The following is a 23,230-nucleotide window of genomic DNA, read 5'->3' as shown; positions in this document are numbered from 1 at the left end:
GAAGATTTTTTAAAATTACTCAAAAGATATATTTGTATTCCCTCTTAAAAACAACAAAGCCTCTCGTAATGAGAGGCTTTGTTGTTAGTATTAATATCTTCTGTATTATAAGTGCTTTAAGTTTATGACTTCTTGGGTCGTTAAGTTTCGCCAATGACTTCTAGGTAAGTCTTTTTTGGTTAATCCTGCGAAAACCACACGATCCAAACGTGCTACTGTATAGGACAAATGCTCAAAGATTGCTTTGACTAAACCATTGCTACCTGAGCTTACTTTGATGCCTATTTCACGTTTTGAAGCTCCTTGAATCCAAGAAATCTCTTCTACTTCATGTTTTACACCACGAATATTGAGTCCATCTTTGATTTTATTAAAGTCAGCTTGACTCACGTTTCTATCCAACTCTACATGAAAGATTTTACGAACTTTTTGATTCGGATCTGTTAGTTTTCTTGCCAATTCTCCATCATTGGTAAACAGTAATAAACCTGTGGTTTGTCGTTCCAAACGTCCTACAGGCACAATTCTGGCAGTAGTTGCGCTGGCAACTAAATCCATTACCGTTTTACGTCCTTTTTCATCTTTGGTTGTTACTAAAAACCCTTTAGGCTTGTTCAACAAAATATACGTTGGCTTTTCAGGATTGATAACACGTCCATCAAAACGAACCTCATCTGTCAATTGTACTTTATAACCCATTTCTGTAATCACTTTACCATTCACAGTCACACTTCCAATAGAAATGTGCATATCTGCTTCTCGTCGTGAACAAATACCTGAGTTTGAAATATATTTATTTAAGCGAATCTCATTCGGATTGTTTGAAGATTTACGCTGAGGCGCTGCTTTTTTCTTATAATTTGAATTTGGCTGCTTTTTATCAAATGGTTTTTTTCCGTCTGAAGATTTCTTTTTATCAAAAGGCTTTTTTCCTCCGTGACTCTTGCTATCTGCTTTGACTTTACTTTTACCGTGTCGCTCTTTTGCCATTATACTATGCTATAAAATTTTTGCAAAGATACTTTTTAATTTACGATAACCGAATCTAGAATCAATTATTCGTTTTTTATGTTTGAAATATATAATTCGTTCAAAATCAAAAGGTCAGCTAATCGTTAATTTTAATTGTGCTTTGACGTTCTCTATTGACAGATAACTGCGTGACATCTGGACGCGAATAGTGTCCGACAGCATCAAAATTTTGACGTTCTTCCAACACGCGATTAAAGTCTAACGTAGCAATGATCAAACCTTCTGTGTGTAATACTGGTGGAATTAACCATTCACCATCTGGACTTGCAATACACGATCCGCCATTTGCCAATTCATCAGGAACATTTTTCAAAATTTCATCTACATTCGGAATGTCGGATGGAATGTCTGATTTTCGCATCAAACTAGAAACAGAAATCACATACGAACGTGATTCGCGTGCAATAAATCGTGTGATATCTTTAGTATTAACTTCACTTCCTGGCCAAACGGCAATATGCACATTTTCGCCCATTCCATATAAAGCAGCTCTTGGCAAAGGCATCCAATTTTCCCAACAATTCAATCCACCAAGTGTAAAATCTTTTAATGGATGTACTTTCAAGCCATTTCCGTCGCCACTTGCCCACGTTAAACGTTCTTCATAGGTTGGCATTAATTTTCGGTGCATAGATTCTACACTTCCTTCCTGATTAATGTATGCCAATGAACAGTAAATACTGTGTCCACCTCTATCTGCAGCGCGTTCCATCAATCCTAAATAAATAGCAATAGTATGTTCTTTTGCCAAGTTGCAAATTTCGTCTAAATCGCCTTTTTCGACTTGAATAGCGTTTTGCACATAATGTCTGTGAATTTCTTTTTGAGTAGTAGAATTGAATACAGCTCCGTTTGTGTTTGCTACCCAAAATGGATATCCTGGCAATAATGCTTCTCCAAAAACAATGAGTTCACAATCTTGCTGACTTGCGTCGAGAATTTGCTGTTTTATTTTGTCTATAGTTTTGGATTTATCTAACCAAACTGGTGCAATTTGCGCTAAGGCAACTTTTAATTCATGAGAAGATGACATAGAGTAATTTTTTATTTAATATGATTCAGCTTTGTTGGTCGATTAAAAGTAAAGAACCTTTAAAAAATTAACATTTTAGCTGGTATTGAATTGTTACAAATTACCAATTTTCAAGTAGAAAACATACTTCAAAAACCGCTTTAACAATTTTGAATCATCTGTGAGTTTTTATCACAAAACTCTGGTAATTTTATTCAAAATCACATCAATATTTAAGAGTGGAATACTGAAAACTCCAGAAACAATGATGAATTTTAGAATGTTGTGAAGTAAGATATAGTGTGACTTTGCAGTGGCTTTGTAAAGTATTAATACCGATATAATTAGCAATCCTATACTTCCGTAGAAATAATAGCTCATATAACTCGTATCATACTTCGAAATCAAAAAGATAGTTACCGCAATGGCAATCATTGCTGAAAATGCAATTAATCCTTTGGACACTTTTTCGCCATACATCACAGGAATGGTTTTGTAATCTTGTGCCAAATCTCCTTTGATATTTTCTAAATCTTTGATGAATTCACGAATTAGAATTAACAGAAAAAGAAACGCAGCATGTACAAATATGACACTACTTAGGTTTCTGTAATAGATAAATACCGCAAAAAATGGCGTAATTGCTAAGACTGCCGAAGTCAGATTTCCAAGAAATGGAATCTTTTTCAATTTATGAGAGTAAAACCAAATTCCGAAGATATATGCAGAAAAGAAAATAAATGCATTGAACGATACAATGCTGGCAATGGCTACCGATATGAAGTTTAGACTAAAATAGGTGGTGATTTTCGTGCGTTGACTCACCAAACGATCTAACATTGATTTTGTAGGTCGATTGATTAAGTCTTTTTCTGCATCGTAAAAGTTATTGATAATATATCCAGCGGCAATGGCTACTGCAGATGCTAAAACAAGTGCCAATAGATGTCCATCTAGAATGATTTCCATGAACCCTTCTTTTGGTGCCAAAATATATTTAGCAGCTAAATATTGTGCAATGACAATAATTAGAATATTATATCCTCTTACAACAGAGAATAGACTGAAGAGTTTGTAGAAAAATAGCTTTCGCTTTCTAGATAACATGTGTGTCCAAACTTTAGAAGTTGTATACTACTTCAAGTTTGTAATCCCTTAGCGTTTCTTTTGTTTTTTCAATATTCTGCGTAAATCCAAGAATGTATCCGCCTCCGCCAGATCCACAAAGTTTTAAGTAATAATCGTTTGTATCAATTCCTTGTTTCCAAAGTGAGTGGAATTGTTGTGGAATCATTGGTTTGAAGTTATTGAAAACTACTTTTGACAATGATTTTAAGTTTCCAAATAAAGATTTTACATCTCCTTTTAGGAAATCTTCTACGCAAGAATCCGTATGTTTTATAAATTGATCTTTAAGCATTTTACGGAAACCTTCTTGCTTCATGTTTTCCATAAAAATATTCACCATTGGTGCCGTTTCTCCTGTAATTCCACTGTCTAATAAAAACACAGCTCCTTGACCAACTTCGTTTTGTGAAGGAATTCCTGTAGGTTCAATATTATCTTTAGAATTGATTAAAATCGGAATGCTTAAATAGCTATTTAAAGGATCTAAACCTGAACTTTTTCCGTGAAAGAACGATTCCATTGCTCCAAAAATTTCTTTCAGTTTCAATAGTTTGTCTCGTGTCAAGTTCTCTAAAACGGTAATTTTATCGTACGCATACTTGTCGTAGATTGAAGCCACTAATGCTCCAGAACTTCCTACTCCATATCCTTGCGGAATAGAAGAATCAAAGTACATTCCTTTTTTCAAATCGCTTTTGAGAGCATCAATGTCAAACGTTACCAATTCAGTCGCTAATGCTTCCAAATGATTTGCAAAACCTTGTAAACTTTCATTGGAATCTTTTGCTTCTTCAGAAAGATCTTCGTCAATTTTTAAAGCTCCTTTGTAAAAGTTATATGGAATGGATAAACCTTTAGAATCTTTGATGATTCCGTATTCTCCGAAGAGTAAAATTTTTGAGTAGAAAAGAGGTCCTTTCATTTGTCCGATTTTATTTTCTTGACAAGTCAAATGGAATTCGCTTCAAGCTCATTTCATTTGTCCAGTTTATTGAGGCTATTATTACTGTAAAATTACAACTTTTTTGCACCAAAACCTATTCTATCACAAATGTGATGTTCGTTTTGGCAAAATTGTATGAGTTCTTTTTGTATGAATGGATATACGATATCTTTTTCATTTTCAGGATATAATACATGTACATTGGCTCCAGCATCTAAGGTAAAACAAACATGTGTTCCTGAAGTTTCACGAAATTTCCAAATTCGATTGATGATTTCCAATGTGTTTGGTTTCATGAGAATGAAATACGGTGAAGAAGTCATCATCATTGCATGCAAGGTTAATGCTTCGCTTTCTACAATGGCAATGAATTCTTGTAAATCTCCATCTGCTAATACCGATTGCATTTTGGTCAAGTTTTCATGTGCTTGCTCAAAACGTTGCTTGGCAAACGGATGATTGTGCATTAAATTGTGTCCCACAGTACTACTCACCTGCTTTTCTCCTTTGTCTACCAATAAAATGGTATCGTGATAGTTTTTAAATACTTCATGCACTTTGTACGGATATTTTATTCCGAATAAGTCCGAGCTTCCAACAGTATCTTCATGCGTTCCCCAAACAATTAAATCGCCTTCAATACTTCTGCTGGCACTTCCAGAACCTAAACGCGCTAAAAACGATGCTTTTTGGTTAAATGTCTCATCTGTCATTGCTGGATTGAGTTCTTTTTCTAAACTCATTAAACACAACGCCAACGCACTCATTCCTGATGCAGAAGAAGCAATTCCGCTACTGTGTGGAAACGAATTTGAGGTTTCAATCGTAAAGTGATAGCTTTTTAAGAATGGAAGATATGGTTCAATACGTTTTAAAAATGTATTGATTTTTGGTTTGAAATCGTCTTTCTGTTTTCCTTCAAAAAATAAGTCAAAAGAAAAACCATCTTGCGTAGTTTCATGCTTTTTATAGGATAATGTTGTTGTGGTAGCACAAGCATCTAAAGTGAAACTGATGGATGGATTTTGTGGAATTTGATCTTCTTTTTTTCCCCAATATTTGATAAGTGCAATATTACTTGGCGACTTCCAAGTGACATTTCCAGATTCAATACTTTTAGTATATGCTTTCGGCAGAAATGCAGCTATTTCCATAGACGATTTAAAATTTATGCAAAGATACGACTTTAGACTTATTTAGACTTCTTGGATTGTTAGACTTTTTTAGACTTGGTTTTGGCACGAGTTGCAAATGTTTTTGGCCGAGTTGCAAACTCGCGCCAGTAATGTATTTTCGTATGAATTTTCAAACTAACTTATCATTACTATTTTTTAGCCACGAATTCACGAATTGTTTTTTGGTCATTTCTGTTTCTAGATTGACACGAATTGTTTTCGTATCAAAGAGTAATCTAGCTATTTTTAACACTCATTTGCTTCCTTATGAATTAGTGAAGTACAAATTCTAAAAAAATTAAAAATTTATCTCAAAATACTGAGAGCGACAGCTAGTTTTTTTGAAACATCTTTACAGGAGTTGTTTTTTCACCACGAATTCACGAATTTTTTTAGTTTGTTTGTATAAATTCCAACTCATACTAGCTTTCCTTTTTGAAACGTCTTTGCCAGGAGTTTACGACGTGGCAATCTTTTTCTTCAAAAAACAGTACCGTTCTACTATGAACAGATTACTTCGCTATAGCTCGTAATGACGAATCGTAGTTTTAGCTTGTGCTAACGATGAGAATAAGTCTAATATTCTAAGAGCGCCAGCAAGTCTAACAGGCGAAGCCGATACTAAAATTCTAAAAGCAAAGAGCGTCTAAAGATCGTAGATCGATTCTGAAATAATATAACTTCCTGTCCAAGCATTCTGAAAGTTGAATCCGCCCGTAATGGCATCTATATTCAGAATTTCACCTGCAAAATATAAGTCTTGCTGTTTTTTACTTTCGAAGGTTTTGAAATTGACTTCTTTGAGGTCAATGCCGCCTGCCGTGACAAATTCTTCTTTGAACGTACTTTTTCCTTTTACGTTAAAAATAGCCTCTGTAAGCTGGCATGCCAATTGTTCTGTTTGTTGTTTGTTGAGATCTGCCCAACGCGTTTGTTCTTTAATTCCTGCTGCTTGAATGATACGTTGCCACAAACGTTTTGGTAAGTTGAACGGATTGTTTTTATGCACCGCTTTTTTAGCTAGTTCTATTTTAAAATCTTTGATCATTTCCAAACAATCATCTTTAGAAACATGATCTAACCAATTGACTTCTATTTGAAAATTATACTGTTTGTCAGCCAAAATTCGTGCGCCCCAAGCGGAAAGTTTTAAAATTCCCGGTCCGCTCATTCCCCAATGTGTGATGAGTAATGGTCCGTTGGATGCTAGTTTTGTCCCAACCACTTTTACACTAGCTGGAGTTGCAATTCCCAGTAAATCTTTGATGCGTGCATCTTTGATGTTAAACGTAAATAGTGATGGAACCGCAGGAATTATCGTATGCCCAAGCGTTTCTAAGAGTTTCCACATTTTAGGATTGCTTCCTGTGGTCAATACTACTTTTCTTGCTTGTAAAATTCCTTGACTCGTTTCTACTTGCCACAAATCGTTTCCTTTTGAAATATTTTTAACCGCATGATTTGTTCTGAAGTCTACTTGATACTTTTTCGCTTCACGCAGAAAACAATCAATAATGGTTTGAGAAGAATTGGTTACTGGAAAGATTCTTCCATCATCTTCAATTTTCAATTCCACACCACGTTCTTCAAACCAACCCATGGTATCGCCACAACAGAATTGATGAAAAGGTCCCAAAAGTTCTTTTTCGCCTCTTGGATAATAGTGTATGAGTTCTTTCGGATCAAAACATGCATGCGTTACATTACACCTTCCGCCACCAGAAATACGAACTTTGGTCAAAAATTCTTTTCCTCTTTCTACAATGACAACAGATCTTTCAGGATGTTTTTCAGCTATATTGATTGCTGTAAAAAATCCTGCTGCACCGCCGCCAATTATTAACACGTCTATGATTTGCATGAATGATTGTTGATTGTTGGCTAAATTGTTTATACTCCTTTTTTAATAAAAACGCAAACCGTTAAACTTATAAACTCTTAAACTTCTTTTATTTGTTAATTTGTTGATTTGTTGATTTGAATTGCTTACTCTTATGTTTTAGCGCTTACACTCCATTTTTTGTAAAGAAATACTTTTTAATTTAAAATTCAACATTTAGCATTTAAAATTTCAGAAGTCTTAAACTCTTCTTAATTGAGTCACAAAATTTTATGTTTACTTCTTATTATTCTATTTTTGACCAAAACCTAGCAATATGAAGCCTTATTCTTTAAAATATCTCCTATTTCTTTTGTTATGTACGAATTGCGCTGTGAATTACGGTCAGCTAAATTATGCAGGAAAGATTTCGAGTGATCTCAAAGAAGTTTCTGGGATGGAAGCCATTCCAAATTCAGATAGTTTTTGGATGATTAATGATAGTGGAAATGATCCAAAAGTGTTTGAAGTAACTGCCAAAGGAAAAATTTACAAAACCTTGTATATTCAAGGAAAAAATAGAGATTGGGAAGATTTGACAAAAGATGCAGAAGGCAATTTATATGTTGGCGATTTTGGCAATAATGCAAATTCTCGAAAGAATCAGACGATTTACAAGTTAGCTGCGACTGATTTAGCTTCTAAGAAAAGTATTGATCCAGAAAAGATTAAGTTTTCGTTTCCAGATCAGAAAAAGTTTCCTCCCAAAAAGAAGAAAAGACATTTTGATGTAGAATCTTTTTTTCACCATAATGGATATTTGTATTTGTTTACGAAGAGTCGTACCAAGTCAGATTATGGACGTACCAATTTGTATAAAATTCCAGCTACCACCGGAAAACACAAAGCGGAGTTTATCAGTACTTTTAATACGTGTAGTGACTTAGATTGTTGGGTAACTTCGGCAGCGATGAGTCCAAATGGAAAGAAAGTCGTATTACTATCACATAATGCAGTTTGGCAATTTACCGATTTTAAAGGTGATAATTTCTTTAGCGGAACTGTAAAAAAGTACGATTTAGGACATACTTCTCAAAAGGAAAGTATTTGTTTTAAGGATGATAAAACCGTTTATATCTCGGATGAAGAATCGCATGGAAGTGGTCGAAATTTGTATAGCTTTCAACTTGATTAAATAATTTTTTTCTACAACAACATCTGTGGTCATCCAAACTTTATTTTGCTTAGCTTTGCACTTTGTAAAGGATTTTAAATGAGCGATATTCAACTGACAAGAATCAATAAGTTTTTAAGTGAAGCCGGTTACTGTTCGCGCAGAGCTGCTGATAAATTAATTGAACAACGACGCGTAACTATTAACGGGAAAGTTCCAGAAATGGGCACTAAAATTGCACCTGGTGATGAAGTTCGCGTAGATGGTGAGTTGATTACAAATTCGGAGGAGAAACAAGTGTATTTGGCATTTAATAAGCCTATTGGTATTGTATGTACTACAGATACGCGTGTGGAAAAGGATAATATTATTGATTATATTAATTATCCGACGCGAATTTTCCCAATTGGACGTTTGGATAAACCGAGTGAAGGCTTGATTTTTTTGACGAGTGATGGCGATATCGTGAATAAGATTCTTCGTGCACGTAACAATCATGAAAAAGAATATGAAGTGACTGTGAATCGTCCGATTACGAGTGATTTTATCCAGAAAATGGGCGATGGAATTCCGATTTTAGGAACACTGACCCGAAAATGCAAAGTGGAACAACTCACAAAATATACTTTCAAAATTATTTTGACACAAGGTTTGAATCGTCAAATTAGAAGAATGTGCGAATATTTGGATTATAGAGTTGTCAAACTGAAACGTACACGTATTATGAATATTTCTTTGGATGTTCCTGTTGGAAAGTGGCGCCATTTGACCGAAGAAGAATTGAAAGGAATTAACGACTTAACCAATGCTTCCTCCAAAACACATCGCGAATAAAATTTTATAGCAAATGTCTCAAGATATTCCAGCGATCCGATTTCAATCTGGTTACGACAAACTAGATGGTATAGAAATTCTTCGCTTGGAAGATATTTTGATACGTTCGCATGATCACGATCCTGAACAACCGCATCAAACAGATTTTTACGCTTTCTTTTTATATACAAACGGCAATACAAAACATTTGATTGATTTTGTTTCGCATGAAATTCGCAAAAACGCGTTGGTTTGTATTCGGAAAGGACAAGTAAATGCTTTTCAGTTTGCCGAAAATGTGACAGGTTATGCTATTTTATTTACGCAGACCTATTTTGAGAAACAGTTTAAAATACTGCCAGAATCTATTATTTTTCGATTGTTTGCTTCGCAATTATTTTCGCCAGTGATTCAGATTCCTGAAGATAGAAATGTGGTTTCTTATTTTGACTTGTTGTTTCAAGAGTTTTACAATGTCGAACAAACTCACAAAGAAGCTATTGTCAGCGGCCTCTTCACCATTATTGTTTCTAAAATAGAACAGTTACGCCATCAGCAAGTAGAATTTACAACCGAATCTAATTATTTGTATTTATTTATACAGTTTGAAAACTTAATTAAACATCAGTATACCACAAGTAGAAATGCTGATTTTTATGCAAAATCTTTAGGCATAACTTACAAACATTTGAATCATATTTGTAAAGAAGTCATTCAGAAAACTGCCAAACAATGCATTGATGATTTTATCATTCTGGAAGCTAAAAGAAATTTGATTAATTCTCGTATTAAAAGTACTGAACTTGCGTATCAATTAGGATTTACGGAATCGACTAACTTCGTTAAGTATTTTAAAAAATATACTGAATTAACCCCAAATCAGTTCAAAAAACTACACTCTAAATAGTTTAGGTTCGACTTTAACCTTTTTTATTTCAACTTATACCTACGCTTTTTTTCTATTCAAGTATACTTTTGTCTCATTACAAATAATCAAATACAATGAAGGTAAAAAGCACACTTATTATATGCGCATTTGCAATAGTGTCATGTAATACAACACAGAAGAAAAAAGAAACCACTACAAACACAGAAACACAAACAACAATGGAAAAAACAGTATCAAACAAGGAAAAAGCAGTCGCTGTATTGGAAAGTTTAGAAACAGGCGATCAAACAGCAGTCGCTTATATTAACCCGAACAAATACATTCAACACAATTTGGCCGTTGCTGACGGATTGGAAGGATTTGGAGAAGTATTACAGCACAAACCAGAAGGCGGATTTAAAGCAAAAGTGGTAAGAGCTTATGAAGATGGAAATTATGTATTTACACATACTGAATATGACTTTTTTGGTCCAAAAGTAGGTTTTGATATTTTCCGTTTCGAAGACGGATTGATCGTTGAACATTGGGATAATTTACTAGAAAAAGCAGTACCAAACCCAAGTGGACATACACAAACCGACGGACCAACTTCGAGTACAGATGCCGAAAATACTGCCGCAAATAAAGCATTGATCAAGGATTTTGTTGCTACTATTTTGGTGAATGGTCAGTTTGATAAACTTGGAAATTATTTTGATGGCGATAATTATATTCAGCACAATCCTGCGATTGCAGATGGCGTTTCTGGTTTAGGTGCAGCTTTGGAAGCAATGGCAAAACAAGGAATTACGATGGTGTACACCAAAAATCACATTGTTTTGGGAGAAGGAAATTTTGTTTTGGCAGTAAGCGAAGGAACTTTTGGTGGACAACCTACTTCTTTTTACGATTTGTTCCGCGTTGCAAATGGCAAAATTGCGGAACATTGGGACGTGATGGAAACGATACTTCCAGAAGCAGATAGAAAGAATACGAATGGAAAGTTTAATTTCTAAAACTTAGTATTGTTAATTGTTATATATAAAAGTCTGACTAACGTCAGACTTTTTTGTTTTTTTTAGAACCCTAAAAGTTCTTTAAACTTGTATGATTGTCTGCGTGAGATTTCGATTTCTTGATTGGAGTCTTTTATGGTGACTTTGAGTTTTCCATTGAACCAAGGAATGACTTTGCCTACATGGTTTAAATTGACGATTTGCTGTCGGTTGGCTCTGAAAAAAGTTTCTTCTGGCAGTTTGGCTTCTATTTGGTTGAGCGACTTGTAAATTAATGGTTTGTGATCTTCAAAATAGACTCTTGTATAGTTTCCAACTATTTCGAATACGGCAATCTCTGAAACTCGAATGAGCCAACAGTTTTCGCCATCTTTGATAAATATTTGACGATGCAACTCATATGGTTTTTCTTCTGTAGCTTCTTTTTCAATAGTCGCAATGACTTTTTCTATGGTTTTGGAAAATCGACCTTGATTGATGGGTTTTAGCAAGTAATCAAAAGCGTTGTATTCAAAAGATTTAATCGCATATTCGTCATATGCTGTTGTAAAAATTGTGATAGGCACATTGTCTAACATTTCTAGTAACTCAAAACCATTTTTTTCAGGCATATTGATGTCTAAAAATAAAACTCGCGGCTGTTTTTCATTGATGAGTTCGTAGGCTTTGTCTACATTTTCAGCTTCTGCGATCAATTCAATTTGCGGATGCTTTTTTAAGAGTTCTTTGAGTTCATTTCGCGCCAAGCGAGAGTCTTCTACTATGATTGCGGTTATGCTTTCCATATCTAATTTACAGGTATTTTGATGATAGCATGCACTTCATTTTCTACTTCATTTAATGTAAATGTAGCTTTTTCTCCATAAAGTAATTCTAAGCGTTGCTTGATATTATCGACGCCAATTTTTGTAGAATCTGTCTCCGATTTTAGCGTTCCTGTATTGTTGACTTGTAAAACGATTTCTTCATTATTATCTGTGACAATCAATTTTATTTTTCCTCCATTTTTCTGAGTAGATACGCCGTGTTTGATGCCATTTTCTACCAACATTTGCAAAATCATTGGCGGAATTTTTACTTGTAGCAAGGATTCGTCCACTTCTTGTTCGTATTGTAAACGATCTTCTAATTGAATTTTAGAAAGCGCTACATAGTTGACTACCGTTTCTATTTCTTGTTCAATTTGTATGGCATCTACTTTATTCATGTTTAAAGAATATCGTAACATTTCTGAAAGTCTTGTCAACATTTCTCTCGATTTATTGACATCTTCCAACATAAGTCCGCGAATATTATTTAAACTGTTAAACATAAAGTGCGGATTGAGTTGTCCTTTGAGTGTATTTAATTGCGATTCTTTCAGAGAAGCTTCTAAACGTAAATGATCCATTTTATTACGTTGCATACGCATAATTGATTTAATGGCCACGTACAGCAATATCCAAAAGAATATATAAATACTGACATTTATAGAGGTAGGAAAGATGATTCTATCCGTAATTTCAAGTGCTTTTCCATGAATTGAAGTATAGAGCATTTCACTCATAAAAATGAGTACAAATACAAATACAAATGATATTAACAAATACAAGAGAATTACTTTCAGGTAATTTTTTCGTGTTTGGTTTTCAATAAAATTGATTCGTTTTAGGTATAATCTCAACCAAGATGTAAGTCCAACACCTAGAATAACAAATGTCAATCCTTCAAAAAGAAAGTAGCTCGTTTGAACTTCACGATTGCTATTTCCGAAGTTTGTTTGTGCCCAAATATTGATACTAATTAATGATCCCCAACCAAAAATTTGTAAGAGCCAGAAAATGTATGTATTTGCTTTCTTGGGAGTTGCCATATCTTAAAAATAGGTGTCAAATGTATTGAAAATGCACTTTCTCGAGGCTGAAAAAGTGCATTACTATTGATTGATGATTTAGAATCTTGCGTTGATCCACTCTGAAACAAAGTTTAACGCAACAGGAGCAAATGTTTCTTCTATTTCAGAATATTCACTTAATGCTCCTGTTTCTGAGGTTTGAAATAGGTGGTTTAGGTCCTTAAATTCCTTGATAGTTACGTCTTTATTATGTTGTAATCCTTTTTTAATTCCGTCTAAGTTTAGTTTTGGCAATACTTGAAAATCTTTTTCTCCATTAATGGCCAATACTGGGCAGTTTACTTTTTTCAAAGATGTTTGCGGATCGTATCCTAAGAACGCTTGCATCCATGGAGAAGTAAACATTTCAATTTGTCGGTTGATATTAGCATCTGTTAATTCTTCTTTTGCTTTTGGAGAAGTCATTTTTGTTTTTATACTTTCAATTAATTCCTTCATTTGTTTTTTTGAAGCTTCTCCTTTAAAGTCAGCACAGATGTCAAAAACTTTTGCAGATACTTCTTGAGAAATCGCAATATCACTTGCTGGATATCCTTCTAATTCTGCGGCACGTTTTCCTTGTGTAAGTAGTACTTCTTTTCCGTCTACGCCAGGTCCTGCTAATAGTACACAAAATGCTACTTTGTTGTTTCTAGCAGCGACTATTGGCGCTATCAATCCACCTTCACTGTGCCCTACTAATCCAATTTTGTTGGGATCTACAACATCACTACGTGTTTGCAAGTATTCCATGGCTGCTTCTACATCGTTAGCAAAGTCAAACGAAGTAGCTGCTGAGAAATTACCTTCCGATTTTGCTGTTCCTCTATCGTCATAACGTAATACGGCAATTCCTTGTCTTGTTAAGTGATCTGCTAAGACTAAGAATGGTCTGTGTCCCAATAGTTCTTCATCACGATTTTGTGGTCCTGAACCTGTAATTAGAATGGCTACAGGTGGATTTTTCACATTTGCAGGAATCGTTAAGGTTCCTGAAAACTTAATATTATCCGCTTTCTTGTTTATAAAATTTACTTCTTCGGAAGCGTACGGATAAGGTTTTTTAGGTTCTTGTGGTCTTTCTTTTTTGGCTTCTTTTTCTCCTCTTTTCATATCTAAAGGAAATGATTGTCCTGCTTGAGTGAATGTTCCTGTGAAAGCACCATTTTCATACATTGCTGTATATTCCATTGCAATGTCTCCATATGTAATGGTTAGTTTATTATTTACAAACGTCGTTTTGTCTGTAGGCATGTCGAATGCGTTTTGCTTTGGACTGTCTAACGTTGTTGTAAATCCATTGTCGCTTTGAGAAATATTGAATACAATAGGAAGTTCTATTCCTTGTATACTTAATTCTCCTTTCCAAGTTCCTGAGATATCTTGCGCGGAGGCAACGATAGCTGCCAAGAAAAATGCGAGCCTAAAGATGAGTTTGAATAATGATTGCATGTCTGTCGTTTTTTGATTACGATGTAAAAGTATAGCACTTTGGAGTTTCTACAATCGAAAATATGGCGAACGGGAAATTGATTGTGGTGAACGGTTTGTTGGGTGTTGGTAATATGATATGTTATTCTTTGTTTCAAAGACTAAACTTGTAAACTTATAAACATGTGAACTTCTTATTTGTTGATTTGTTCTTTTGTTGATTTGTTGATTTGAGCGTTCTTGAGAAACTTCCCAAGACCTAAAACCTAAGACCTAAAACCTAACTACTTCCAGATGTCTTCATATAAAACAGGATAGTCTTCTACTTCAATGACTTCTATTCCAACAGATTTAAGGAAGAATTTTTTTCCAATCGTTTTTGGGTTATTGTCTTCAGATTTCATGATGTACCATCCTTTGTGACTGTATTTTGGAAAACGCTTGAAGAATTTGGCGCGTTGAATGAGTAACCATCTGAAAAAAACTTCTGTTTCGTCCAGACTTAATCCGAAAATACATAAGGATTTATTGAACATGATATCAATCCACGTATTGTTTGCAACCCAAGGATTTGTAGTGTTGTTAGGAATGTAGCCGTAATTATTATTGACCATTTTACGCGCACGTTCTACATTTCCCATATATTCAGATAGTCCAAGTTTGATGCTTCTGTGATATTTTACCATTCCATTCATATACCAAACACCAAAACCATCTAATGGCGATTTGAGTTCATTGTTTGCATAATATGTTGCCCAAGGGTAGTGATCTGTGAAACTTGTGTTTGCAATTCGATGCATGTCTAGCTTCATCGATTTTGGAATTAAATCGTCAAAATTAGTCGTCAAGATTGGCGCATTGAATGTTTTTATTTTATCTAATATTAAGTTTTGTGCATTGTCAGGTTGCCAGTCTAACATTTTTGCTTTTACATCTTTTTGTAATTGTGTTGAAAAGCCGGATTGTGTTACATTTTGCAAACCCAAAGCATCATAAAATTCTATGAATGAGATACCTTCTGGAATTTCGTCCATAGGTTCATCGGCATGAGTTTTCCATAAATCGAGCAATAAGTTATACCATGAAACATTGTCTTTTTGGTAATGCAAATTGATTCCATTTCCTAAAATAAAACCTAGATCTTCTTTGTGAGTAAAAAGAATTTCTTGTATTTCTGAAGCTGTTTTAGTCATGGTTTTCGCGTATTGATGTTGTTATTTTATCCTTTGTGGTGAAGATACGTATTTAGCGTTTCCTTTCAAAAGTTGAACTCACTCTAGTCATATTATAAAAAGAAGAAAGCCCCAGAGTAAGCGACACTCCAGGGCTTAAATAGACAAGCGTTTTTTTTAAAAATTGCCACGTACTCGAATCGTATTAATTTTCTATGATGATAAATTCACTTCGTCTATTCAGTTGATGTTCGTATTCAGTGCATGGGACACCGTTACGACATCTATTGACGTGCCTAGTTTCTCCGTAGCCCTTGCCTTTGAGCCTACTTTCATTGATACCATTGGTTATTAGAAATTGCATGGTAGATTGTGCACGTCGATTTGATAAATCCATATTATAATCGTCATCCGCTCTACTATCTGTGTGTGAGCGCACGTCAATTTTCATATCTGGATATAGTTTCATTACTGCAATTACTTTGCGTAATTCTATTTCTGCATCTGCTCGGATATAGTCTTTATCTAAATCAAAATAGATTGGATTTAATCCTAGTATTTTCACCAAATCAGCACCAATAGGAGCTACAATTGGTTTTTCTAAAGAGTTTCCTGTTTTGAGAAATAGCGTTTTTTTGATTGTTTTATTGAGTTCGTTTGTGGTTCCAAATGTTTTTTCGGCAGTGGTATAGTTTTCCTTTGCTGCTCTAATGGCATATTGCGTATTACAATCTAAAGGAAACTCAAAACTTCCGTCATCTTTGGCAAATGTTTGCGCTAAAACATTGGTATCACCATCCAACAATACGACTTTAGCGTTTGGAATTGGATTGTTTGTTTGTTCATCCAATACGATTCCTTCTAGTTTTTGGCTACATTTTGAAATGATTTTTTGTGTTCGCGTAAAGCTGTAAATATCATCATCTCCCATACCGCCTTCACGATTGGAAGCGAAATATCCGCTTCCTGTAGTTTCGTTAATGATAAACGTAAAATCATCCTCAGGACTGTTGATTGGGCGACCCAAGTTAAAAACTTCCCTGAAGTCATTTGCCCTGTCAATATCTGACACAAAAACATCTAACCCTCCCAAACCAACATGTCCATCGGATGAAAAATAAAGCTTATTATCTTTACTGATAAACGGAAAGGTTTCTCTACCTTCTGTATTGATGGTATCTCCTAAATTTTCAGGTTCTCCAAACTCCGTTCCTTTAATTGCTACTTTGTATAAGTCTGACTGTCCTTTTCCTCCTGGTTTGTCAGAAGCAAAGTATAATGTTTTTTCATCTGCGCTTAATGCTGGATGCGCTACTGAATATTGATCACTGTTAAACGGTAATTCTTCTACATTCCACTTGTCATTTTCGCGTGTGGCTCTGTAGAGTTTTAACTTGTTTGTTCCTTGATCGTCTTCTTTGTATTCTTTATTTGTGTAATTGTTTCGTGTAAAATATAAGGTGTTTCCGTCTTTTGTATAGACTGCTGTAGATTCGTGATATTTTGAGTTGATGTCTCTTGACATTTTTTCAACGGTATTTGCTTCATCTTCTGAGACAATATTTACCTGATATAAATCTAGAAAAGGTTGTTCGTTCCAATCATGAATTCTTTTGGTGGCACCACGATTTGATCTGTTGGATGCAAATACCAATCTGTTTTGATAGAACGAAGGTGCAAAATCTGACAAGTCGGAATTGAAGATTGTTTTTTCAAGTTTAAAACGTCCTGATTGTTGTTCTATTTCTTGTAAATAATTGCGTTCGTTTACAAATAATTTTCCGCGAAAGTCTTCTCCTTTCCTTTCATAAAATTTTTCCATGATCGCATCTGAAGTCGCATATTGTTCTGTACTTTTTAGCGAAAGCGCATACCTGTATAAATATTCTGAATCAATATCTTCTGAAAAGTTATATAAAGCTCCGTACCATTTTGCTGCATTTGCATAATCTGCTGTGAAATAGTAAGAATCACCTAACCGCGCTAATAATTCTACCGATTGATATCCTTCTTCAGCTACTTTCAGGTACGCTTCACGTGCATCGATAAAGGCATAATTATCATATTGATTATTTCCTTTTTTGATATTTTTTTCTTGTGCGTTAACCGCTCCTATTCCAACGATTAAGACAGCTATGATTGTGTATATTGTATATCTCATGTGTAACTATTTTTGTTGGATTAAAAGAATCTTGGTGATACCATACGTTTGTTTCGCTTGAAGAGTTCAAATCGAAGAAATACTTCGTAAGAACCATCGTTGAATTGTTGTAGTTGCGTAGTTTCTCTATCGTATGCAAATCCAATCATGAATTGATCCGATAGTTGAAATCCGGCCATAGCGCTGAGTGCAGCACTCCATCGATATGCGGCTCCAAGCGTGAGTTTGTCATAGATTAAAAAGTTAGCAGATACATCTACCTGTAAAGGTGCTCCTGCTACTAACTTTACCAAACCTGCGGGTTTAAATTTCACTTCATTTGAAAGATCAAATACATATCCTGTCATTAAATAGTAATTGACACGTTCTCTGGCTGTTGCGCTTGAGTTATTGTTATTTGAAGATTCATCAAAATGTTCTGTTTCTAGCATGTTTGGCACACTCAATCCTAAGTAAAATTTAGGCGTATGATAATATAATCCGGCTCCAAATTGTGGCGAAAAACGCCTATCAATATTGATCATGGCATCTGGATCACCTGGATTGAATGCTCCTGTATTGAGTCTGTTAGAATCTATATCTAATAAATGTGCTCCTGCTTTTATACCTAATGCCAATCGTCCTTGCTCTCCTACATCTAAGGTGTAGCTAAAATCGATATCGATGTAACTTTCTTTGGCAATAAATATTTCGTCATTGGTTATATTAAGACCTAATCCGACACGCTTTCCTACTGGTGAATGCATAGACGCCGTAAAAGTTCTTGGTGCTCCATCTAGTCCTACCCACTGCGTTCTGTATAATCCTAGAAAACTAAACACATCTCTTGATCCAGCATAGGCAGGATTTATACTCAACGTATTGTACATGTATTGGGTATACTGCGCATCTTGTTGAGCTGTTGTATGATTAGAGAACAACACTAAAACCAGTAGAGCTATAATGGTTACATAATTTTTTTTCATAAGTGTATGTATTATACCTACCGGAGCAAAACTCCGATAGGTGTTTGTATTGTTTTTATCTTCTATTAATGTAAAGTGGTCCTGCTTTTTCTTGTCTATTGCCGTTTCCGTCTACATAAGACAGTACATAGTAGTAGGTTCCTACAGGTAAGCGATCGTCTTTTGCTATGGTGACTCTACCTTCAGAGTATCCTCGGAAGAATTTATTTCCTTGACCATATCCGTCTACATCGTATACTTTAACTCCCCATCTGTTATAGATTTTTAAGTTATTGTTAGGGAAGTTTTGAATTCCTCTGATAGTGAACACATCATTGAGTCCATCACCATTTGGTGTTACTATGTCATATACTTCTAGAGGAACATTTGGATCTCCGTTGTTTACCTCTAAGTAGTCTGGAATGTCATTTCCGTTTTCATCTCCAAGTTCGTCTCCGTTTGGAATTGCATCACCATCACAGTTGAGTGCTAACCATGCAGCACTTACCGTACTTAAGTCTTGACTGTTGAAGTCAAAATCACATGGATCTGCTGGATTGGTGTTATCATTGGAAACTTCGACAGCATTTGTAACTCCATCGCCATCACAATCTCCATTATTCCATGCATCAGAAGGTGCTACCGTTTGACTTGCTATGTTGAGACTACAATCATCTAAAGGATTGGTTCCATCTGCAACTTCATCGCCATTCGTTACTCCATCACCATCACAATCTGCATTGCTCCATGCGGCACTTACTGTGGCTAAGTCTTGACTTGCTGTGTCGTAATCACATGGATCTTGTACACGAGTTCCATCAGTAACTTCATCACCGTTTGTCACTCCATCACCATCACAATCAATCATTTCCCAATCAACTGTTACCGCTGAGATATCTTGACTCAATACTTCGTATTCACAAGGATCTTCTGGATCAGTTCCGTCAATTGCTTCTTGACCGTTTGTAACTCCATCGCCATCACAATCGAGATCATCAAAGTTCATCGTAATGATAGATACATCTTGACTATTGACATCAAAGTCACATGGGTTTTGTGGATCGGTCGCATCTAATATTTCCTGACCGTTCACTACACCATCTCCATCACAATCGATTGCATCCCAAGCATCGGTTACAATTGCTATGTTTTGGTTTGAAGCATTATAGTCACAAGGATCATCTGGATCTGTACCATCTGTTATTTCTTGTGCATTTGTTACTCCATCACCATCACAGTCTAGGTTTTCAAAAGCTGTATCCGCTGGAACTGTTTGACTTGCTGGTATAAAGTCACAAGGATCATTCGGATCTGTACCATCGTTTGCTTCATCTCCATCAGTAACTCCATCGCCGTCTGTATCTTCATCTAATGGATCCGTTATATTACCATTAGGATCGATCGGCGTATTAGGATCGTCTATTCCTGTAGCTTCTTCTCCATTTGTCAATCCATCACTATCACAGTCTAAATCATTCCAAGCAGCCGTTACGATTGCTAAATCTTGATTTACTGGATTGTATTCACATGGATCGTTTGGATTTGTACCATCAACTGCTTCATCTCCGTCAGTAACTCCGTCGCCATCCGTATCTGGATTCAATGGATTTGTTACGTTACCATTTGGATCGGCTGGTGTTGCTGGATCGTCTACTCCTGTTACTTCCTCTTCGTTTGTCAGTCCGTCATTATCACAGTCTAAATCATTCCAAACTGCTTCTACTGGTACTGATTGACTTGCTAATATTAAATCACAAGGATCGTTTGGATCAGTGCCATCGTTTGCTTCATCTCCATCGGTAACTCCGTCTCCATCCGTATCTGGATCTTGTGGATCGGTCATATTACCATTTGGATTCGCTGGTGTTGCTGGATCATCCGTTCCTGTCAACTCTTCATCATTATTTAGTCCATCATTATCACAATCTAGACTACTCCAAGCTGCATCGACTGCTACCGTTTGACTTCCTGAAATATAATCACAAGGATCATTTGGATTTGTACCATCGTTTGCTTCGTCTCCATCAGTAACTCCGTCTCCATCCGTGTCTGGATCTTGTGGATCGGTTGTGTTTCCGTTTGGATTCGCTGGAGTCGAAGGATCATCTACGCCTGTAACTTCTTCTTCATTGGTTAGTCCGTCATTATCACAATCTAAACCATTCCATGCTGCTTCTACTGCTACCGTTTGACTTGCTGTTATAAAATCACAAGGATCATTTGGATTCGTTCCGTCATTTGCTTCGTCTCCATCGGTTACACCGTCTCCATCCGTGTCTGGATCTTGTGGATCGGTTGTGTTTCCATTTGGATCGGCTGGTGTTGTTGGATCGTCTACTCCTGTAAGCTCTTCTTCATTATTTAATCCGTCATTGTCACAGTCTAAATCATTCCACATCATGGAAGCTGTCACTGTTTGACTCAGGATTTCAAGACTACACGGATCGTTTGGATCAGTTCCATCATTTGCTTCATCTCCATCGGTTACGCCGTCTCCATCCGTATCTGGATTTTGTGGGTCCGTTGTGTTTCCGTTTGGATTTGCTGGTGTTGTTGGATCGTCTACGCCTGTTACTTCTTCTTCATTCGTCAGTCCGTCATTATCACAGTCTAGATCGTTCCAAGTTGCATCAACTGTTACTGTTTGGTTTGCTGCTACAAAGTCACATGGATCATTTGGATTCGTTCCATCATTTGCCTCGTCTCCGTCAGTTACTCCGTCTCCGTCCGTGTCTGGATCTTGTGGATCGGTTGTATTACCATTTGGATCAGCTGGCGTTGATGGATCATCTACTCCTGTGGTTTCTTCTCCGTTGTTTAATCCGTCATTGTCACAATCTAAGTCGTTCCATGCTGCTTCTACAGCAGTGATATCTTGACTTGATGCTTCATATAAACATGGATCGTTTGGATCAGTTCCATCTACTGCTTCTATTCCGTCAGTAACTCCGTCGCCATCCGTATCTGGATCTTGTGGATCGGTTGTATTGCCGTTTGGATTCGCTGGTGTTGTTGGATCATCTATGCCTGTAACTTCTTCTTCATTGGTCAGTCCATCATTATCACAGTCTAATCCGTTCCATGCTGCTTCTACCGTTACCGTTTGATTCGCTGCTACAAAGTCACATGGATCGTTTGGATTTGTTCCGTCATTTGCTTCGTCTCCATCAGTCACACCGTCGCCATCCGTATCTGGATCTTGTGGATCGGTTGTGTTTCCATTTGGATCAGCTGGTGTTGCTGGATCGTCTACGCCTGTAGTTTCTTCTCCGTTGTTTAATCCATCATTATCACAATCTAAGTCATTCCAAGCCACTTCTACAGCAGTGATGTCTTGACTTGATGCTTCGTATAGACATGGATCGTTTGGATCGGTTCCATCAACTGCTTCTATTCCGTCAGTAACTCCGTCTCCATCCGTGTCTGGATCTTGTGGATCGGTTGTATTACCATTTGGATTCGCTGGCGTCGTTGGATCATCTACTCCTGTAACCTCTTCTTCATTGGTTAGTCCGTCATTATCACAATCTAAACCATTCCATGCTGCTTCTACTGCTACCGTTTGGTTGGCTGCTACAAAATCACATGGATCGTTTGGATTCGTTCCATCATTTGCTTCATCTCCGTCAGTCACACCGTCACCATCCGTGTCTGGATCTTGTGGATCGGTTGTATTACCATTTGGATCAGCTGGCGTTGATGGATCATCTACTCCTGTGGTTTCTTCTCCGTTGTTTAATCCGTCATTGTCACAATCTAAGTCGTTCCATGCTGCTTCTACAGCAGTGATATCTTGACTTGATGCTTCATATAAACATGGATCGTTTGGATCAGTTCCATCTACTGCTTCTATTCCGTCAGTAACTCCGTCGCCATCCGTATCTGGATCTTGTGGATCGGTTGTATTGCCGTTTGGATTCGCTGGTGTTGTTGGATCATCTATGCCTGTAACTTCTTCTTCATTGGTCAGTCCATCATTATCACAGTCTAATCCGTTCCATGCTGCTTCTACCGTTACCGTTTGATTCGCTGCTACAAAGTCACATGGATCGTTTGGATTTGTTCCGTCATTTGCTTCGTCTCCATCAGTCACACCGTCGCCATCCGTATCTGGATCTTGTGGATCGGTTGTGTTTCCATTTGGATCAGCTGGTGTTGCTGGATCGTCTACGCCTGTAGTTTCTTCTCCGTTGTTTAATCCATCATTATCACAATCTAAGTCATTCCAAGCCACTTCTACAGCAGTGATGTCTTGACTTGATGCTTCGTATAGACATGGATCGTTTGGATCGGTTCCATCAACTGCTTCTATTCCGTCAGTAACTCCGTCTCCATCCGTGTCTGGATCTTGTGGATCGGTTGTATTACCATTTGGATTCGCTGGCGTCGTTGGATCATCTACTCCTGTAACCTCTTCTTCATTGGTTAGTCCGTCATTATCACAATCTAAACCATTCCATGCTGCTTCTACTGCTACCGTTTGGTTGGCTGCTACAAAATCACATGGATCGTTTGGATTCGTTCCATCATTTGCTTCATCTCCGTCAGTCACACCGTCACCATCCGTATCTGGATCTTGTGGATCGGTTGTGTTACCATTTGGATCGGCTGGTGTTGTTGGATCGTCTACGCCTGTAGTTTCTTCTCCGTTGTTTAATCCGTCATTGTC

At 36.5% G+C, this 23,230-nt stretch carries 17 protein-coding genes; 4 read left to right on the top strand and 13 right to left on the bottom strand.

All coding sequences use genetic code 11. The features are described 5' to 3' along the window. Positions 1–105 precede the first annotated feature (105 nt). The 6 genes from Q0845_RS26590 to Q0845_RS26565 form a co-directional block, all read right to left on the bottom strand. Positions 106–990, bottom strand: coding sequence for a pseudouridine synthase (locus tag Q0845_RS26590; protein ID WP_298520752.1), 885 nt, complete (start codon positions 988–990; stop codon positions 106–108). A 118-nt stretch (positions 991–1,108) separates the two neighbouring features. Further along, a complete protein-coding gene (locus Q0845_RS26585) occupies positions 1,109–2,065 on the bottom strand; it encodes a carbon-nitrogen hydrolase family protein (RefSeq protein ID WP_298520749.1) in 957 nt (318 codons plus the stop codon). Between the two features lie 171 nt (positions 2,066–2,236). Continuing rightward, a complete protein-coding gene (locus tag Q0845_RS26580; protein ID WP_298520746.1) occupies positions 2,237–3,151 on the bottom strand; it encodes a geranylgeranylglycerol-phosphate geranylgeranyltransferase in 915 nt (304 codons plus the stop codon). Positions 3,152–3,164: 13 nt separating this feature from the next. Continuing rightward, on the bottom strand, positions 3,165–4,094 hold the full coding sequence (locus Q0845_RS26575) for a mevalonate kinase (RefSeq protein ID WP_298520743.1): 930 nt from the start codon (positions 4,092–4,094) through the stop codon (positions 3,165–3,167). Between the two features lie 92 nt (positions 4,095–4,186). Beyond that, positions 4,187–5,269: a diphosphomevalonate decarboxylase gene (locus tag Q0845_RS26570; RefSeq protein ID WP_298520740.1), complete on the bottom strand. Its 1,083-nt coding sequence runs from the start codon at positions 5,267–5,269 to the stop codon at positions 4,187–4,189. Between the two features lie 667 nt (positions 5,270–5,936). Then, the gene (locus Q0845_RS26565; RefSeq protein ID WP_298520737.1) at positions 5,937–7,151 is read right to left on the bottom strand and encodes an NAD(P)/FAD-dependent oxidoreductase; all 1,215 of its coding nucleotides are present in this window, start codon (positions 7,149–7,151) and stop codon (positions 5,937–5,939) included. A 295-nt stretch (positions 7,152–7,446) separates the two neighbouring features. Between Q0845_RS26565 and Q0845_RS26560 the strand changes: the two genes are divergently transcribed. The 4 genes from Q0845_RS26560 to Q0845_RS26545 all read left to right on the top strand — a co-directional run bounded on the left by Q0845_RS26560 (position 7,447) and on the right by Q0845_RS26545 (position 10,980). Then, positions 7,447–8,304, top strand: coding sequence for a hypothetical protein (locus Q0845_RS26560; protein WP_298520734.1), 858 nt, complete (start codon positions 7,447–7,449; stop codon positions 8,302–8,304). 78 nt (positions 8,305–8,382) lie between these two features. Next, complete coding sequence (gene rluF / locus Q0845_RS26555) at positions 8,383–9,117, top strand: 23S rRNA pseudouridine(2604) synthase RluF (protein ID WP_298520731.1); 735 nt, start codon at positions 8,383–8,385, stop codon at positions 9,115–9,117. A gap of 13 nt (positions 9,118–9,130) precedes the next feature. Beyond that, a complete protein-coding gene (locus Q0845_RS26550; RefSeq protein ID WP_298520727.1) occupies positions 9,131–10,003 on the top strand; it encodes a helix-turn-helix transcriptional regulator in 873 nt (290 codons plus the stop codon). 200 nt (positions 10,004–10,203) lie between these two features. Next, positions 10,204–10,980, top strand: coding sequence for a nuclear transport factor 2 family protein (locus Q0845_RS26545; protein WP_298520724.1), 777 nt, complete (start codon positions 10,204–10,206; stop codon positions 10,978–10,980). 62 nt (positions 10,981–11,042) lie between these two features. Here Q0845_RS26545 and Q0845_RS26540 read toward each other — a convergent pair whose 3' ends face one another. The 7 genes from Q0845_RS26540 to Q0845_RS26510 form a co-directional block, all read right to left on the bottom strand. Next, positions 11,043–11,765, bottom strand: coding sequence for a LytTR family DNA-binding domain-containing protein (locus Q0845_RS26540; RefSeq protein ID WP_298520720.1), 723 nt, complete (start codon positions 11,763–11,765; stop codon positions 11,043–11,045). A gap of 2 nt (positions 11,766–11,767) precedes the next feature. After that, entirely contained in the window at positions 11,768–12,832 is a 1,065-nt protein-coding gene (locus Q0845_RS26535; RefSeq protein WP_298520717.1) for a sensor histidine kinase, read from the bottom strand. Between the two features lie 78 nt (positions 12,833–12,910). Then, positions 12,911–14,305, bottom strand: coding sequence for a S9 family peptidase (locus Q0845_RS26530; protein ID WP_298520715.1), 1,395 nt, complete (start codon positions 14,303–14,305; stop codon positions 12,911–12,913). 263 nt (positions 14,306–14,568) lie between these two features. Continuing rightward, positions 14,569–15,477: an SIR2 family protein gene (locus Q0845_RS26525; protein WP_298520714.1), complete on the bottom strand. Its 909-nt coding sequence runs from the start codon at positions 15,475–15,477 to the stop codon at positions 14,569–14,571. A gap of 184 nt (positions 15,478–15,661) precedes the next feature. Further along, the gene (locus Q0845_RS26520; RefSeq protein ID WP_298520711.1) at positions 15,662–17,617 is read right to left on the bottom strand and encodes an OmpA family protein; all 1,956 of its coding nucleotides are present in this window, start codon (positions 17,615–17,617) and stop codon (positions 15,662–15,664) included. A 20-nt stretch (positions 17,618–17,637) separates the two neighbouring features. Next, complete coding sequence (locus tag Q0845_RS26515) at positions 17,638–18,582, bottom strand: type IX secretion system membrane protein PorP/SprF (protein ID WP_298520708.1); 945 nt, start codon at positions 18,580–18,582, stop codon at positions 17,638–17,640. Between the two features lie 55 nt (positions 18,583–18,637). Next, positions 18,638–23,230, bottom strand: a 4,593-nt coding sequence (locus tag Q0845_RS26510; RefSeq protein WP_298520705.1) for a gliding motility-associated C-terminal domain-containing protein, incomplete at its 5' end; no start/stop codon positions are given.

This window comes from uncultured Kordia sp., assembly GCF_947489565.1.
Classification (GTDB): Bacteria; Bacteroidota; Bacteroidia; order Flavobacteriales; family Flavobacteriaceae; genus Kordia.
The sequence above is the reverse complement of the archived record's forward strand: the minus strand, read 5'-3'. Positions and strand labels throughout refer to the sequence as shown.